Genomic DNA, 241 nt, shown 5'->3' with positions numbered 1-241 from the left:
CAAAGAAAAGCGTGCCGATCATTGCAGTAGCAAAAATAAGCCACAGTTGATCGCCGTTGCCAAAAATCACTAAACTTAAGACAAAACCTAGCATTGAGCACTCAATCGTGCCTGAGGTAGAAGGCGCAGCAAATCGGTTCTGGCTGATTTGCTGCATGATAAGGCCAGCGATACTCAGTCCCCCACCGGCCAGCAAAATTGCAAGTAAACGGGGAACACGGCTAGACATAAATAATTGCCA

General features: G+C 46.9%; 1 protein-coding gene. It reads right to left on the bottom strand.

The genetic code is table 11. The annotated features are described in order from the left end of the window. Positions 1 to 241 (bottom strand): iron chelate uptake ABC transporter family permease subunit (locus R0J87_RS24060; protein WP_498889559.1); only part of this gene is annotated, 241 nt, incomplete at both ends.

The organism is Halomonas sp. SIMBA_159, assembly GCF_046536035.1.
GTDB lineage: Bacteria > Pseudomonadota > Gammaproteobacteria > Pseudomonadales > Halomonadaceae > Vreelandella > Vreelandella venusta_A.
Note: the sequence above shows the minus strand (reverse complement) of the source record. Positions and strands in the feature narration are given on the sequence as shown.